We start from the raw sequence: 1,368 nt of genomic DNA on the forward strand, positions 1-1,368 counted from the left end.
GTCTGTGCGCCGCCAGGGACTCGAACCCCGGACCCGCTGATTAAGAGTCAGCTGCTCTAACCAACTGAGCTAGCGGCGCTTGCTGACGTCGTAGACCTTAGCATCCTGATCGGCGGGAGGAAAAATCGATATCGGCGCCGCGGGGCAGGGCTCCGAGAGCCGTCTGCGGGCCGCTGACCGGGCCGCACGCACCGACGCCCAGAGCATCACCTCGGGTCCCGGCAGCCAGGGCTCGCGGGTGTCGGGGGCGACGAGCCAGCGGGAGTCGAGGCGGTTGGCGGCGGCCGGGGCCACCGCGACGACGGGGGCCGGGGCGGGGACCGTCACCGCGTCACCGGTGCCGTGGCACAGGAGGGGCGGGACGGCCCGGCCGCGGTCGGAGGCGCCGCCGGAGCTCCACCCCTCCCACTCCAGGAGCGAGGGCAGGCGCTGTGCCGTACCGGGGGCGGCGAACAGGAGTATCCGGCCCCGGTGCGCGGCCACGGGGCCCGAGCCCGGACCCTCGTCCCACAGCCGGTCCAGCATGTGACGGCCGAAGACGGCGGGGGTGCTGACGACGTCGAAGGCGGCGCCGCAGGCCAGCACCACGGGGGCGGTGGGCCGGTCCTCCCAGAGGACGCGGGTGCTGCGCGGATACGCTCCCGCCGAGGCGAGCCAGGCCGCTCCTTCCGGGGTGACCCCGGTGACTTCTGTGGCGCCGGGCAGGGTACCTACCAGGTTCCGATCGCTGTCCATGCTTCCCATGGCTACCTGGGGTGAGCGAACGGTTCCCCAGAGTTGCGGAAATCCGGGACAGGAGGGGAGGGGGCGCGGTACCTTGCGCGCCTGGCCGATGCTCCTGCGCGCCCAGGTCCTGTCCGGCCGATGCTCAGATCGGGTCGGCGTACCCCTCGGCGTCGGCGCCGCGCAGCAGCTCCCGCCCGAACTCGATCATCTTCTTCGCGTAGTCCTCGGTCCACTCGGCCTGCTCGGCGATCGCCGCGGGGGTGAGCCGGTCGAACTTCCGGGGATCGGCGAGCTGCGCGGCGGCCATCGCCTGGAACTCGACGGCCCGGTCGGTGGCCGCGCGGAACGCGTGCGTCAGCTCCGTGGCGCGGTCCAGCAGCGCCCGGGGGTCGTCGATCGACTCCAGGTCGAAGAAATGCTCCGGATCGGAGGCCGCCTCCGCGGGCTCGAAGAGCAGTGGCGCGGGGCGCAGCCGCGGCTCGTTCCGACGCGGCGTGGGCTCCGCCATGACTTCTCCTCCTCGTACAGTGGTCGGCCCGCCCGGGTGGGTGGGCCACCGTCCATTGTCCCCTGACCGCGCAAGGGGGCCTCAGGACACCGGCTGACCGGCACCGATGCGCTCCGCCCCGCCCCGCATGCCCC

At 73.3% G+C, this 1,368-nt stretch carries 2 protein-coding genes and 1 tRNA gene; all 3 read right to left on the reverse strand.

Translation table 11 applies throughout. The annotated features are described in order from the left end of the window. Nucleotides 1-5: 5 nt before the first annotated feature. The 3 genes from AOK01_RS40170 to AOK01_RS40175 all read right to left on the reverse strand — a co-directional run bounded on the left by AOK01_RS40170 (nucleotide 6) and on the right by AOK01_RS40175 (nucleotide 1,234). Nucleotides 6-79, reverse strand: a tRNA-Lys gene (locus AOK01_RS40170). Then, nucleotides 70-735: a bifunctional DNA primase/polymerase gene (locus tag AOK01_RS40425; protein ID WP_063792956.1), complete on the reverse strand. Its 666-nt coding sequence runs from the start codon at nucleotides 733-735 to the stop codon at nucleotides 70-72. The genes AOK01_RS40170 and AOK01_RS40425 overlap by 10 nt, the downstream gene beginning before the upstream one ends. A gap of 133 nt (nucleotides 736-868) precedes the next feature. Beyond that, on the reverse strand, nucleotides 869-1,234 hold the full coding sequence (locus AOK01_RS40175) for a hypothetical protein (protein WP_055520599.1): 366 nt from the start codon (nucleotides 1,232-1,234) through the stop codon (nucleotides 869-871). Nucleotides 1,235-1,368: the final 134 nt, after the last annotated feature.

Origin of the sequence: Streptomyces aurantiacus (assembly GCF_001418335.1) — a bacterium.
GTDB classification, from domain to species: domain Bacteria; phylum Actinomycetota; class Actinomycetes; order Streptomycetales; family Streptomycetaceae; genus Streptomyces; species Streptomyces aurantiacus.